General features: G+C 71.7%; 15 protein-coding genes. 8 read left to right on the plus strand and 7 right to left on the minus strand.

Translation table 11 applies throughout. The features are described from left to right. Window positions 1–44 precede the first annotated feature (44 nt). The 3 genes from ACFZ8E_RS06800 to ACFZ8E_RS06810 form a co-directional block, all read right to left on the minus strand. Complete coding sequence (locus tag ACFZ8E_RS06800; RefSeq protein ID WP_405042395.1) at window positions 45–950, minus strand: alpha/beta hydrolase; 906 nt, start codon at window positions 948–950, stop codon at window positions 45–47. 85 nt (window positions 951–1,035) lie between these two features. Then, complete coding sequence (locus ACFZ8E_RS06805; protein ID WP_405042396.1) at window positions 1,036–2,064, minus strand: transglycosylase SLT domain-containing protein; 1,029 nt, start codon at window positions 2,062–2,064, stop codon at window positions 1,036–1,038. Window positions 2,065–2,334: 270 nt separating this feature from the next. Next, window positions 2,335–3,693 carry a CoA transferase gene (locus ACFZ8E_RS06810; RefSeq protein ID WP_405042397.1) on the minus strand — a complete coding sequence of 453 codons (1,359 nt, stop codon included), beginning with the start codon at window positions 3,691–3,693 and terminating at the stop codon, window positions 2,335–2,337. 87 nt (window positions 3,694–3,780) lie between these two features. Here ACFZ8E_RS06810 and ACFZ8E_RS06815 point away from each other — a divergent pair, with 87 nt between their 5' ends. Genes ACFZ8E_RS06815 through ACFZ8E_RS06825 form a run of 3 tightly spaced genes read left to right on the plus strand, consistent with a single transcriptional unit; the run spans window position 3,781 to window position 6,825 of the window. Beyond that, window positions 3,781–5,403, plus strand: coding sequence for an ABC transporter ATP-binding protein (locus tag ACFZ8E_RS06815; RefSeq protein ID WP_405042398.1), 1,623 nt, complete (start codon window positions 3,781–3,783; stop codon window positions 5,401–5,403). 4 nt (window positions 5,404–5,407) lie between these two features. After that, complete coding sequence (locus ACFZ8E_RS06820; RefSeq protein ID WP_405042399.1) at window positions 5,408–6,625, plus strand: phosphopentomutase; 1,218 nt, start codon at window positions 5,408–5,410, stop codon at window positions 6,623–6,625. Between the two features lie 11 nt (window positions 6,626–6,636). Further along, the gene (locus ACFZ8E_RS06825; protein WP_405042400.1) at window positions 6,637–6,825 is read left to right on the plus strand and encodes a DUF1192 domain-containing protein; all 189 of its coding nucleotides are present in this window, start codon (window positions 6,637–6,639) and stop codon (window positions 6,823–6,825) included. A 10-nt stretch (window positions 6,826–6,835) separates the two neighbouring features. Here ACFZ8E_RS06825 and ACFZ8E_RS06830 read toward each other — a convergent pair whose 3' ends face one another. The 4 genes from ACFZ8E_RS06830 to ACFZ8E_RS06845 form a co-directional block, all read right to left on the minus strand. Continuing rightward, entirely contained in the window at window positions 6,836–7,555 is a 720-nt protein-coding gene (locus ACFZ8E_RS06830) for a cytochrome c biogenesis CcdA family protein (RefSeq protein ID WP_243935408.1), read from the minus strand. A gap of 10 nt (window positions 7,556–7,565) precedes the next feature. Then, entirely contained in the window at window positions 7,566–7,955 is a 390-nt protein-coding gene (locus ACFZ8E_RS06835) for a thioredoxin family protein (protein ID WP_147727472.1), read from the minus strand. Window positions 7,956–8,016: 61 nt separating this feature from the next. After that, a complete protein-coding gene (locus ACFZ8E_RS06840; protein WP_405042401.1) occupies window positions 8,017–8,829 on the minus strand; it encodes a quinoprotein dehydrogenase-associated SoxYZ-like carrier in 813 nt (270 codons plus the stop codon). Window positions 8,830–8,975: 146 nt separating this feature from the next. Then, a complete protein-coding gene (locus ACFZ8E_RS06845) occupies window positions 8,976–9,278 on the minus strand; it encodes a hypothetical protein (protein ID WP_243949608.1) in 303 nt (100 codons plus the stop codon). A 247-nt stretch (window positions 9,279–9,525) separates the two neighbouring features. Here ACFZ8E_RS06845 and ACFZ8E_RS06850 point away from each other — a divergent pair, with 247 nt between their 5' ends. From ACFZ8E_RS06850 to ACFZ8E_RS06870, 5 genes are all read left to right on the plus strand, one after another. Beyond that, on the plus strand, window positions 9,526–10,152 hold the full coding sequence (locus ACFZ8E_RS06850; RefSeq protein ID WP_147727475.1) for a TetR/AcrR family transcriptional regulator: 627 nt from the start codon (window positions 9,526–9,528) through the stop codon (window positions 10,150–10,152). An 83-nt stretch (window positions 10,153–10,235) separates the two neighbouring features. Next, window positions 10,236–10,706 (plus strand): DUF2852 domain-containing protein, encoded by a 471-nt coding sequence (locus ACFZ8E_RS06855; protein WP_405042402.1) that lies wholly within the window; start codon window positions 10,236–10,238, stop codon window positions 10,704–10,706. Window positions 10,707–10,831: 125 nt separating this feature from the next. Further along, window positions 10,832–11,467 carry a uracil phosphoribosyltransferase gene (upp, locus tag ACFZ8E_RS06860; RefSeq protein ID WP_147727477.1) on the plus strand — a complete coding sequence of 212 codons (636 nt, stop codon included), beginning with the start codon at window positions 10,832–10,834 and terminating at the stop codon, window positions 11,465–11,467. Between the two features lie 81 nt (window positions 11,468–11,548). Further along, window positions 11,549–12,559, plus strand: coding sequence for an NAD(P)H-quinone oxidoreductase (locus ACFZ8E_RS06865; protein WP_405042403.1), 1,011 nt, complete (start codon window positions 11,549–11,551; stop codon window positions 12,557–12,559). A gap of 122 nt (window positions 12,560–12,681) precedes the next feature. Further along, window positions 12,682–12,987 carry a hypothetical protein gene (locus tag ACFZ8E_RS06870; protein ID WP_147842947.1) on the plus strand — a complete coding sequence of 102 codons (306 nt, stop codon included), beginning with the start codon at window positions 12,682–12,684 and terminating at the stop codon, window positions 12,985–12,987. The last annotated feature ends 1 nt before the right edge of the window (window position 12,988 follow it).

Raw genomic sequence — 12,988 nt, forward strand, 5'->3', positions numbered from 1 at the left:
CTGCCCGCGGTCTCATCCGATCGCGGGTAACCTTGACGGAGCGATCAGCGCCGCCCGATCGTGATCGATTGCCGGCTCGCCGCCTGCGTCCGGAGGAAGGCCGCCATCTCGGCGAGCTCCGGCGCCTTCGACCGGAAGGTGACGGAGAGCGCGAGCAGGGTGTCGGCGTGGTCGAGCCCGGAATAGATCCGCTCCTGCACCGGCACGCGGGCGTTGCGCAGCGTCTCGGCGAGGCTCTGGGTGTTGCGCGGGCGGACGATCGTGTCGTCGGCGCCGGTCGCGAGGAAGGCCGGCGGCGCGCTCGGGCCGGCGAAGGTCACCGGCTGAGTTGCGCGCGGGTCCGGCGCCTGGCCGAACACCTTGCGCGAGGTGTCCTGGTCGAACGGCAGGAAGTCGTAGGGGCCGGACAGGCCGGCGACCGCACGGATCACCTTCGGGTCGACCCCGGCCGCCTTGAGGTAGCGGGTGTCGAGGCCGAGCATCACCGCGTTGTAGGCACCGGCCGAGTGCCCGGCGAGCACGATGCGGCGCGGGTCGCCGCCATAGGTTGCGATGTTGTCGCGGACCCAGGCGACGGCGGCTGCGCCGTCCTCGAGGAAGCCGGGGAAGGGCGCCTCGGGATAGAGCCGGTAGTCCGGCAGTACGGTGACGAAGCCCTGCGCGGCGAGCGCCTGTCCGACGAAGGCGTAATCCGCCTTCGAGCCGTTCTGCCAGGAGCCGCCGTAGAAGAACACCAGCACCGGCGCGTTCTCGGGCGCGTTCACGGGCGCGTAGACGTCGAGGCGACGCCGCGGGCCCTCGCCGAACGGCTCGTCCCGCAGCACCTGCCGGCCGCCGGAATCCCGCGGGCCGATCGCATCGAACAGGGCGAGCGGCGAGCAGGCGGCGATGCCGATTGCGGCGAGCGCGAGGCATGCCAGGCTGGCGAGAGCCGTGAGGATTCGTGTCATTCGATGTCCGATTGGGCCGCGAAGGCCAGATGCATGCGGCTCTGGGCGGATTCATGACCGGATCGCGCCGAACTCCGTCGACGCGTCAGGTGCGCAGCACGATGCAGGCGCCGCCGACGCTGCGGATCCGGCCGCACAGCCCGTCGGCCGCCTGCCGGCTCTCGGCCGGGATGCGGATGCGGTAGAACGCGCGGGTGCCGCGATTGCGCAGGCGCGTGCCGATGATCATCGGGCGGACCTCGCCGACCACCTTGGCGTAGGTGGCGCGCGCCCGGGAGAAGGTCGCCAGCGCCAGCGACTTCGAGAAGTTGCCGGCGAGCTGGATGCCCCACGGCGCGGCCGGCCCTTCGTTGGCGCCGATGGCGAAACGGTCGCCGCGCGACGGCATGCGCAAGGCGGCCGTGACCTGAAGGCAGGTCTGCGCCGGCTCGGGTGCGGTCTCGGCCTTCGCCGACTCGGGCACCCGGGCGTCCGCGCGCTTCGTCTCGCCGGGTTTGGCCTCGCCCGGCGTGGTCTCGGCGCTCTTGGTCTCCGTGTTCTTGGTCTCGGCCTTCTTGGCCTCGGCGCTCTTGGCCCCGCCCCCTTCCGGCGGCCCCATCTCGATCCGGGATGCGCCGCCGCGCCAGTCCTCGGCGGGCGCGCCGGTGATCGCGAGCACGTAGGCGCGGGTCTCGGCGGGCAGGCCGCCGCTGCCGGCAAGCCAGCTCGTCACCCGGCCCGGGCCGCCGTTGTAGGCGGCCGCCGCCAGGCCGAGATTGCCGAACTGCCGCTTCAGGTCGGCCAGCAGGTGGGCGGCATGCGGGATCGCCTGCTCGGGGTCGAACGGATCGGCCAGCCCGCGCTCGCGCGCCGTGCCGGGCATGAACTGGGCGACGCCCTGCGCCCCGACCGGGCTGACCACGCCGACGCGGAACGCGCTCTCGCGCCAGATCAATCGCGTCAGGAACGGCACCGGCAGCCCGCGCGCCCGCGCCGATCCCTCGATCAATCGGCACAACGCCTGCTCGACGGTCTCGGTGGCGCCGTCGGAGGGGACGGCGTGTGCGGGCGTGGCGAGGAGGAGGGTGGTCGCCAGGAGGGCGAAGGCGGCGCGATGCCGAGGGGATTTGAGCAACCCTCCGGCGATGCGAGCCCATGCGTTGCACCAGGCATAATCAAGAATGCTGGTGTGATACCGCTCCGAACACGCGCGTTTCCCTCCCCCGCAGAGGGGGGAGGGAAGGGTGCTGAACGAGGGGCTATCTGAAAACACCTCACGCCACGAATGGGAACGGTCATGCCTCGCGATCGTGCCCCTTGCGGTCGCGGGCGCCGTGCGCCGCAAGACCGATCCATCCCACGTGCACCGTTCTAGCGCCCTGCAACCGGCGATCAATCCGCCGCGTCACGTCCAGGCGGGGCGGTCGGTGCCGAGGCGGCGCGCGGGCAGGGACCATCGGACCGGCGCGCCGGCGACCGCCAGGGGCGGGCGCAGGCGATGGGCCGGGCCCCACGGCGTCGCCTCGACGCCGGCATCGAAGTCGTCGTCGGCTTCCGGCGCGAACGCCTCCATCGAGCCCGTCCGCTCGGCGTCGAGGAGCAACCGCGCCGTCCGGGCCAGCGAAAGGCGCGCCGCGCCGGCACGCCCGTCGCGCAAACGTCGCTCAAGGAGGCGGATCGCGGCGGCGGCCAGAAGGTAGCCGGTGGCGTGGTCGAGGGCCTGGACGGGCAGCGGCACCGGCCGGTCGGCGTTCCGCCACGCCTGCCCGGCCTCCGCGATGCCGCAGCTCATCTGCACCAGGCTGTCGAAGCCGCGGCGTCCGGCCCAGGGGCCGGTCCAGCCGTAGGCGTCGAGGCTGACGTCGATCAGCCCGGGCGAGAGGGCACGCCGTGCCGCGGCGCCGTAGCCGAGGCGGTCGAGCGCTTCGGGCCGGTAGCCGTGCACGAGGATGTCGGCGCCGGTGAGCAGCGCCTCGAACCGGTTGCGGTCGGCCTCGCGGCGAAGGTCGAGCCGGGCGCATCGCTTGCCCAGCGTCACGTCCGCCTCGACGCCGGGCTCGTTCCAGCCCGGCGGGTCGATCCGCAGGACCTCGGCGCCGAAGCCGGCCAGGAACCGGGTCGCCACCGGCCCGGCGAGCACCCGCGTCAGATCGAGGACGCGCAGGCCCGCGAGCGGCCGCGCGGGTTCGGGCTTCCAACTGGAGCGGGCGGCCGCGCCGGGATCGAAGGCGACGAGCGGCTCGGCCGCGACCGCCGCCCCCTGCGGATGCGCATCCCAAACCTCGACCGAGCGCATCTCGGCCGCGCAGCCGCCCTCCGCCACGATCGCCGCCTCCAGATCGGATTTGTCCCAGCCGGCGACGGCGGCCGCCATGCCCGCGCGGTCGGCTTGCGCGCCGAGAACGCGCTCGGCCGCCGCGCGGTGATGCGGCGCGTTGGTGTGGAGCCGGATCCAGCCGTCGCGGGTGCGGTAGTCGCCCGCCACCGGGTCCCACAGGTCCGGCAGCGTCCATTCGATCGGGCGGAGCGAGGTGCGGAACCACAGCGAGGCGAGGCGGCGGTCGACCGAGACGGCCGGCGTCGCGCCGACGGTGCCGACGAGGTCGGCGATCGCCAGCCCCGCCGCGGCGACGGAGCCGGCGGCTAGGTCGGTGACCGGAAAAGCCGAAGGCAGGGTCCCCGTCCCGGTGATCGTCCACGCCCCGGTGCCCGCCGCGCTGCCCAGCGCCGCACGGATCGTCGCCGCGAAGGTCTCTGCCGACATGCCGCCCCCTGTTGGCCCCCGGGTGGTTCGCCGTCGGGCCGCCGCCGCGCTATAGAGACCGCACCTGCCCCGGAACGAACGCGATTGATGCCCGAGCCGCTGCTTTCCGTCGAGGATCTCTCGGTCGCCTTCCGATCGCGCGAGGGCGAGAGCCGCGCCGTCGATGGCGTGTCGTTCACGATCCTGCCGGGCGAGACCGTGGCGCTGGTCGGCGAGTCGGGATCGGGCAAGTCGGTCACCGCGCTCTCGATCCTGCGGCTCCTCGACGGCGCCGCCCACCATCCGGGCGGCCGGATCGTGTTCAAGGGGCGCGACCTGCTCGCCCTGCCGGAGCGCGCGATGCGCAAGGTCCGCGGCGCCGACATCACCATGGTGTTCCAGGAGCCGATGACCTCGCTGAACCCGCTCCACACCATCGAGCGGCAGATCGGCGAGGTTCTGGGCTTGCACCGCGGCCTGTCCGGCAAGGCGGCGCGGGCGCGCATCCTCGAATTGCTGGAGCTGGTCGGCCTGCGCGATGCCGCGCGCCGCATGGGCGCCTATCCGCACGAATTGTCCGGCGGCCAGCGCCAGCGGGTGATGATCGCGATGGCGCTCGCCTGCGAGCCGGATCTGCTCGTCGCCGACGAGCCGACCACGGCGCTCGACGTGACGGTGCAGGCGCAGATCCTCTCGCTGCTGGCCGACCTGCAGAAGCGGCTCGGCATGGCGATGCTGTTCATCACCCACGACCTCGGCATCGTCGAGCGCATCGCCGCGCGGGTCTGCGTGATGCTGAACGGTCGGATCGTCGAGGCCGGCCCGGTCGCCGCGGTGTTCGCCGACCCGCAGCACGCGTACACGCAGCGCCTGATCGCCTCCGAGCCGAAGGGCCGGGGCAACCCGGTCGCGGCGGATGCCGAGGCGCTGGTCGAGGCCGGCCCGCTGAAGGTGTGGTTTCCGCTCAAGGAGGGCTGGCTCCGGCGCACCGCCAGCTACGTCAAGGCGGTCGACGGCGTCGCCCTGCGGGTGCGTGCCGGCGAGACCGTCGGCGTCGTCGGCGAATCCGGCTCGGGCAAGACCACGTTGGGCCTCGCGCTGCTGCGGCTGACGGCGTCGGAGGGGCCGATCGTCTTCCTCGGGCGCGACATCGAGACCTACGGCGTCGCGGCGATGCGGCCCCTGCGCAAGGACATGCAGGTGGTCTTCCAGGACCCCTACGGCTCGCTCTCGCCGCGGATGTCGGTGGCCGACATCGTCGCCGAGGGGCTGGTGGTGCAGGGCTTGCTGAAGCGCGAGCATCGCGCCATCGTCGCGCAGGCGCTGACCGATGTCGGGCTCGATCCGGCGGCGATGGACCGCTACCCGCACGAGTTCTCCGGCGGCCAGCGCCAGCGCATCGCCATCGCCCGGGCGATGGTGCTCGACCCCCGCTTCGTCGTCCTCGACGAGCCGACCTCCGCGCTCGACCGCTCGGTGCAGTCACAGATCGTGACCTTGCTGCGCGACCTGCAGCGCACCCGCGGCCTCGCCTACCTCTTCATCAGCCACGACCTCAAGGTGGTGCGCGCGCTCGCGAACTACGTGCTGGTGATGCAGAACGGCGTTGTGGTGGAAGAAGGACCGGCCGACGAGATCTTCTCCCGGCCGAAGACCGCGTACACCCGCACCCTGTTCTCGGCGGCCTTCGCGCTGAAGAGCGACACCGTCGCCGACGTCGAGCCGGTCTAGGACGATGGCGCGGGCACTGCTCATCGTCCTCGATTCCGTCGGAATCGGCGGCGCGCCGGACGCCGAACGCTACGGCGACGCCGGCTCCGACACGGTCGGTCACATCGCCGAGGCCTGCGCCGCGGGGCGGGGCGACCGTACCGGCCTACGTTCCGGCCCGTTGCGCCTGCCGCATCTGGCCGCCCTCGGCCTCGGCCTCGCCTGCGAGGCCGCGACGGGTCGGATGCCGCCGGGGCTCGCGCCGCCCGGCGCGCTCGCGGGCGCCTGGGGCCACGCCGTCGAGACCGCGGCCGGCAAGGACACGCCGTCCGGGCATTGGGAGATCGCCGGCCTCGCCATGCGCGAACCGTGGGGATACTTCCCGGATATGCGGCCGGCCTTTCCCGAGGCGCTGACGCGCGACCTGATCCGGCTGGGGGACCTGCCGGGCATCCTCGGCGACCGCCACGCCTCCGGCATCGCGATCATCGATGCGCTCGGCGCCGAGCACGTCCGGACCGGCAGGCCGATCTGCTACACGTCCGCCGACAGCGTCTTCCAGATCGCGGCCCACGAAGACGCCTTCGGCCTGGAGCGCCTCTACGACCTGTGCCGGATCGCGCGCGAGCTCTGCGACGCCTACCGGATCGGCCGGGTGATCGCCCGGCCCTTCGCCGGGACGGCCGAGGCAGGCTTTCGCCGGACGAGCCACCGCCGCGACTTCTCCGTCGCGCCGCCGGCCGACACCCTGCTCGACCGCCTCCAGGCCGCGGGCCGCGACGTGGTCAGCGTCGGCAAGATCGGCGACATCTTCGCCCACCGTGCCACCGGCCGCGAGATCAAGCCGGGCGCCAACATGGCGTGCCTCGACGCCGCGCTCGATGCGCTCGGAAGCCTCGCCGATGGCGGGCTGGTATTCGCCAACCTCGTCGACTTCGACAGCGAGCACGGCCACCGCCGCGACGTGCCGGGCTACGCCGCCGAGCTGGAAGCGTTCGACGCCCGCGTTCCCGACATCCTGGCGACGCTTCGCCCGGGCGACCTTTGCCTCGTCTCCGCCGACCACGGCAACGACCCGACCTGGCACGGCACCGAGCACACCCGCGAGCAGGTGCCGGTCCTGGCCTTCGGGCCGGGGATCGCGCCGGGCCCGCTCGGGCGGCGCGCGACGTTCTCCGACATCGGCGCCACCGTCGCCCGCCATCTCGGCCTGCCGCCCGGCGCCGGGACGCCGGCCTTGTGAGGAGTTTTGCGATGCGGGACGACGACGAGCGTGTGAAGCGCCCGGTCCGCCACGAGATCGGGCAGGGGCTCGACACCCTGTCGGTGGACGAGATCGATCACCGGATCGCGCTGCTGCAGGACGAGATCCGGCGGCTCGAGGCGGCCCGGACGGCCAAGCAGGCGGCGCTCGGCGCCGCGGACGCGTTCTTCAAGCGCTGAGGCGGCGCGTTCAGTAGCGCGTCGTGAGCGCGTTCAGCCAATCCGGCGAGGCGTCGACCAGCACCGCCTCGATCCGCTTGTCGGCGCCGAGCACGATCACCAGCCCGGTGGCGACGAGGATGAGACCGAGCGCCGCCTTCATTCCCTTGCCGGCCCGCATCAACCGGTCGCGCCAGCGCATCAGGACGGATCGCGAGAGGGCGCCGAGGATCAGGAGCGGCAGGGCCGCGCCGATGCCGAAGACCAGCATCGTCAGGCCCACCGCCCCGAGGTCGCGTCCCTGCGCGGCCAGGATCGAGGCGGCGCCGAGCGTTGGGCCGACGCAGGGGCTCCAGACGGCGCCGAGCAGCAGCCCGACGCCGAACTGGCCCCACAGGCCGGTGGCGGAGAACCCGCCGAAGCGCGCCTCGGTCCAGTTCGCGACCGGCCCGGCGGCGACCGCGAGGCGCGTCTGCGCCGACGGCACCAGCAGGACGATCCCGACGAGGATCAGCAGGATCGCGGCGACGCGGCGGAACACGTCGCCGTCGAGCCCGAGACCGAAGCCGATCGTGGCGACGAACAGGCCGATCGCCACGAACGACAGGGCCAGCCCGCCCGCCAGCGCCGCCGGCCCGTAGCGATGCTCGGACGCCGCCGCCCCGAGCACCAGCGGCAGCAGCGGCAGCACGCAGGGCGAGAGCGTCGAGAGCAGTCCGGCGAGCAGCGCGAGGCCGAGGCTGACGAGCATCGCGTTCGGCCTAAAGGGTCTTCTCGACCAGCCCCTCGATCCATTCGGGCTGCGTCTCGCCGACCGAGCGGCCGGTCTCGACGGCGCCCTTGTAGGCGATCAGCGTGCTCTGCATGCGGACGTCGAGCTTGCGCAGCAGGTCCTTCTGGCTGTCGAAGTCGATGTCGAAGATCTGCAGGTCCTTGAAGCGCGGGTCGGCGCTGAGCTTGGCCAGGATCGGCTTCTGCGTCTTGCAGATCGGGCACCACGGCGCGCTGACCTCGACGAGGATCGGCTTGCCGGCCTTCTGCGCGGCGTCGAACGCCTCCTGCGAATAGGGCTTCATCTCCCCGGCCTGCGCCTGGGCGAAGGCCAGCGGCGCGAGGGCGAGGAGGGCGATGAGCGTACGGCGGCGTGTCATGAGCGTCGGATCCCCGGTTGGCGAAAGCCCGGCCCGCTCGGGCCGGGCGCGTCGTCGTCGATCAGTTGCTGACGGCCGGCACCGGGAAGGTGTGGTCGAACGTGCCGCCCTGGCTGTCGGTGGCCGCGACCGTGATCGGCGCGCTGCCCTCGGGGCGCATCTCGAAGCCGATCACCGGGTTCGACGAGATCGAGATGTCGCCTTCCAGCGTGAAGACGTTGCGCGCGCCCTGGCTGACGCTGATCCGGTCGAGGTAGCGGGCGGGCGTGTACTCGCGCGAAACCTGGTTCATCTGCATGCCGGAAAAGTTCGGGTGGCGGATCATCAGCGTCGCCGGCATCGCCTTGTCGGCGGTGAGGTCGGAGAACTTCATCCGCATGTCGCCCATGCCCTTCATCGCGTCCGCGTCGGTCATCCCCATCGGCGCCGAGCAGCCGCCCGATGCCTTTACGAAGATCTCGGACGCGACGAGGCGCCCGTCCTTGGTCTCGGCCACGGCGTGGACGTTGGAATAGGTGTTGACCCGCACCCGCATCTTCAGCTGCGCCGGGTCGCCGGCCGGCCCGAAGTCGACATGGGCGGCGAGCGGTGCCGGGTTGTCGTCGATGATGAGGTACAGCCCCTTCACCTGGTCCTTCCTGGCGACGGTGAGCGTCACCGGGACCAGGGCGGCGTCCTCGGCGCGCACCGGCATGTCGATCGACACAAGCTTGCCGGGCTCGACCTTTCGGTCGCCGAACACCTGCTTCTGCAGCTCCTGCCAGCGTGCCGCGCGCTCGGCGTCGCCGGCCGCCGCGAAGGCGACGCCGGCCGAGGCCAGCACGGGCAACGCGACGGCGAGGCCGACGACGGTCTTTCGGATGATGTGGCGCATGGCGTTTCCTCGTAATCTCTTCGTTCGTTGCATCGGTGCTCTTGATGGCACCGCCGTCACGATAGACTTATAGAGGAGATTGCCGAATTTCCTCGGTCAAAACATAGTGCGCCGCGCGTCGTACCGAGCCGCCGGCACGGTTGCGTCTAAGATGCGTTCGGCTTGCGGAGCACCCGCTCGTCCGCGACGAGCCGCTCCAGCTCGGCCTCGCCGACCGCATCCATCGGCGCGCGGATGCGGATCGCCCGCGTCGGCTCGCCGGCGCGCATCACCAGCACCACGGTCTCGATGTCCGGGCAGCCGGGGTCGGCACAGGCGATCTCGTTGACGGTGATCGCATCCTCCGCGCCGAGCCCGAGGGCATCCGAGCATGCGACCTTCAGAAGCTTGGCGCGCTGAGCCTGCTCGGCCGAGCGCGCCCGCCACGCCTTCAGGCTGACGAAGGCCATGCTCGCGATTCTCCGTTCCGCGCCGAGGGGTCGCACGGCATCCCGAGCCCTGCCGATCACCGGATGAAACCCTGTTGCATCGGGCGTGGCTGTCAAGCCTCACGCCCGCGTCCATCGTCGACTGGTAGACGCAACGATGTCGGGCAAAGCTGGATTTCTGGTAAGCTCGCACGATCGCCGAAACAAACGCGACGCTCGCTCGTAAACGTCGCGCGCCCGCGTCCGGGGTGCAGGTGAGGAGTACCCGTTGCGACCCTGGCGAGACGGACCCGCTGATCGACGTGGCTACCACCACGGCAACCTGAAGGAGGCGCTGATCGAGGCCGCGCGCCGCTTCATCGCCGAGCGCGGCATCGGCGGCTTCACCCTGGTCGACGCCGCCCGCCTCGTCGGCGTCACCCCGGCCGCGCTCTACCGGCATTTCCGCGGCCGCGAGGCGTTGCTCGAGGAACTCGCCGGGCGCGGCTTCGCGGATCTGGCCGAGCGGCTGGCGCGCGCGCTCACAGCCCGCGGCACCCCGCTGGAGCGCTTCACCCGGATGGGCGAGGCCTACCTCGCCTTCGCGGAGGAGGAGCCGGGCTACTACGCGGCGATCTTCGAGACCCGCGGCGTCCATGCCCCGAACGAGGCCGGGCCGCGCCCGAGCCCGTTCGACCTCCTGGTCGAGGCGTTGCAGGCGACCTTCCCCGACGGGTTCGGCGGCGTTGCCCCGCGCTTCATTGCGTTGGAGGTCTGGGCGCTCTCGCACGGGCTGGCGACCCTCGCGGCAGCGGGACACCTGCCGAAGGGGCCGGGCATTCCCGACAAGTATGAGCTTCTGCGCGCCGGCGTGCTCGCCCTCGTCCACGGCGCCGGGGCGGGCAAGCCGGGGTGATGCGCATCGCGCGTCGCACCCCTTGAAAGGCCTTCGCGCCACCCGCATGTTAACGCTGTTCACATGAACAGCGGAGCCTTACCGTGAGCACTTCCACTTCCTCCCCCTGGGCGAGCGGCAAGGTCAGCCGCTGCGGCCCGTTTCCGCGCCGCTCGATCGAGATCGGCGCGATCGTCGTGAGCTTCATCTACTGGTGGCCCGTCGGCCTCGCCCTGGTGGCGTGGAAGATCGCCGGGTATCCGGCCCTCGGGGAACTGCGCGACTACGCCAAGCGCGGCGCCGCGGGCTGGGAGGGCGGCACCGCCCGTGCCTCGCGCTTCGCCCGCGCGTTCGAGGCCTCGAACCGCCGCGGAACCACCGGCAACTGGGCCTTCGAGGAGTATCGCAAGGCCGAGCTCGACCGGCTCGACGCCCAGCGCCGCGCCCTGCAGGAGGAGAGCCGCGCCTTCGCCGAGTTCGTCGAGGAGCTGAAGCGCGCCAAGGATCGCGACCAGTTCGACGCCTTCATGGACAAGCGCCGCGCCGACGGGACCGACAAGTCCTTCACCGCCTGATCCCGACGCGCGACCGACGAGATCGAGGGCCTTCCGTGCGAGCGGAAGGCCCTTTTTCGTGGGGTTCGCGTTGCGCCCGGGATCGCCGTTCGGCAAAGCGGGAGGGCACGCGTCGGGAGGACAGGATGAGCCAGGCAACGGTCACGGTGGTCGACCACCCCCTCGTCCAGCACAAGCTGACGCTCCTGCGCGACAAGAACCGCTCGACGCAGGGTTTCCGCAACCTGCTCAACGAGATCGGGATGCTGCTCGCTTATGAAGTGACGCGCGACCTGCCGCTGGAGCCGGTGACGATCGAGACGCCGATCCAGACGATGGAGGGGCGCCAGATCCAGGGCAAGAAGCTGGTCCTCGCCCCGATCCTGCGGGCTGGCGTCGGCTTCCTCGACGGGATGCTGTCGCTGCTGCCCTCGGCTCGCGTCGCGCATGTCGGGCTCTACCGCGACCCGGAGACGCTCGAAGCGGTCGAGTACTACTTCAAGGCGCCGTCGGACCTCGCCGATCGCACGGTGCTGGTGCTCGACCCGATGCTCGCCACCGCGAATTCCGCCATCGCCGCGCTGACGCGGCTGAAGGCTCGCGGCGCGCAGGACCTGCGCTTCGTCTGCCTGCTCGCCGCGCCGGAGGGCGTCGCCCGGCTTCAGGCCGCTCACCCCGACGTGCCGATCTGGACCGCGGCGATCGACAGCCACCTCAACGACCACAGCTACATCGTGCCGGGCCTGGGCGATGCCGGCGACCGGATGTACGGCACCCGCTGAGACGCGCGGGCCTTGGACCCGGGCTTGCCAACGGAGCGTCCGGCAGCAACTAGGGGCGAACCCTCGCGAGGAGACCGCCCGATGACGACGACGCTGCCCGAGACGATGCGCCAGGTCTGCTTCAACGGAGCCGGCGGCCCCGAGGTGATCGGCATCAAGACGGTGCCGCTGCCGAAGGCCGGGCCGGGACAGGTGCTGATCGAGGTGGTGTCGGCCGGCGTCAACCGTCCGGACGTGATGCAGCGCGGCGGCAAGTATCCGCCGCCGAAGGGCGCCACCGCGGTGCCGGGCCTCGAAGTCGCGGGCCGCATCGCGGCGCTCGGCGAGGGCGTGTCCGGCCTGTCCCTCGGCGACGAGGTCTGCGCGCTGGTGATCAGCGGCGGCTACGCCGAGTTCGCGGTGGCGGAGGCCGGGCATTGCCTGCCGAAGCCCGAGGTGCTGTCGCTCGTCGATGCCGGCGGCATCCCCGAGACGTACTTCACGGTCTATTCCAACGTGGTGCAGCGCGGGCGGCTCGCCGCGGGCGAGACCTTCCTCGTCCATGGCGGATCGAGCGGCATCGGCTCCACGGCGATCCAGATCGCCAAGCACCTCGGCGCCCGCGTGCTGACGACGGCCGGCTCGGCCGAGAAGTGCGCGTTCTGCGAGTCGCTCGGCGCTGACGCCGCAATCAACTACCGCGAGGCCGACTTCGCCGAGGAGGTCCAGCGGCTGACCGACGGCAAGGGCGTCGACGTCATCCTCGACATGATCGGTGCGAGCTACCTCGCCAAGAACCTCGCCTCGCTCGCGATCGAGGGTCGCCTCGTGCTGATCGCCCTGATGGGCGGCAACAAGGTCGAGGCGCTCAACATCACGCCGATCATGATCAAGCGGCTCACCTTCACCGGCGCCACGCTGCGGCCGCGTCCGAACGCCGAGAAGGCGGAAATCGCCGACGGGCTCCGCCGCGACGTGTGGCCGGAGCTCGATGCCGGCCGCATCCGTCCGGTGATCCACGCGACCTTCCCCCTGGAAGAGGCGCAGAATGCGCATGCTCTGATGGAGTCGAGCGCCCACCTCGGCAAGATCCTGCTCGTCACCGGCCGCTGAGGCCGAGCGCGGCCGTATCGGGAGGAACCCCCGGCGACGGACCGGCGTTTGCCGGGTCGAGAACGCGTGCCGCCCTTCGGCACGCGGCGACGCCCTGACGGCGTATCGGTGAGGTCCTTGGAATGGTCGAGAAGCTTCCCAATCAGAACGCGCGCCAGGGCGAGCGCGGCAAGTCGGTGCTGTGGGTGCTGGTCGGCAGCCTCGTGCTGCTCGCGGTCGCCACGATCGGCTTGCTGACGTGGAACGGAGCCAACGCGCCGAAGGATTATGCCAGCCAGAGCCAGGACGCATCGCGCAAGGAGATCACCGGGTCGGTGACGGGCTCGAGCAATGCGCCGGCGTCGAGCAACAGCGGTGCCGTTCCGGCCGGCAACCCGACCTACCCGCAGCCGGCCCAGCCGAGCGCCAACGGCAATCAGCCCAAGTAGG

The sequence above is a fragment of the Methylobacterium sp. HMF5984 genome (assembly GCF_045033435.1).
Taxonomy (GTDB): Bacteria; Pseudomonadota; Alphaproteobacteria; order Rhizobiales; family Beijerinckiaceae; genus Methylobacterium.